Raw genomic sequence first — 308 nt, forward strand, 5'->3', positions numbered from 1 at the left:
GACGGCGACAACGACGAATCCATCTCATCGGTCAAAGACATTCAGTGTCAGAACCTTTCATCAAATATGACTCTTACACAGACAATCTGACACCCTCACAGCCCCCGTCACGTTCGGCCAACGCCAGGCGTTGCGGCCAGGAGAACAATCGGGCATCCCGGCCCAGATCCAATGGCAGCGAGTCGCCGCCGAACACGGCCGGGATCAGACCGGCGGTGGCGGCCAGTTTGCGGATCGTGCCGGCACTGACCGGCTGGGTCAGCCCGTCGATGTGACCGTGACCGAGGCCCTCGGTCAACGTGGTCAAC

Annotated in this window: 1 pseudogene; it reads right to left on the minus strand. The window is 61.4% G+C overall.

What is annotated here, in order from left to right:
• Positions 1-73: 73 nt before the first annotated feature.
• Positions 74-308: pseudogene (locus ABFX56_RS15945) on the minus strand (HNH endonuclease); the annotation flags it as partial.

The sequence above is a fragment of the Parafrigoribacterium mesophilum genome (assembly GCF_039652555.1).
In the GTDB taxonomy this organism is placed as follows: Bacteria; Actinomycetota; Actinomycetes; order Actinomycetales; family Microbacteriaceae; genus Parafrigoribacterium; species Parafrigoribacterium mesophilum.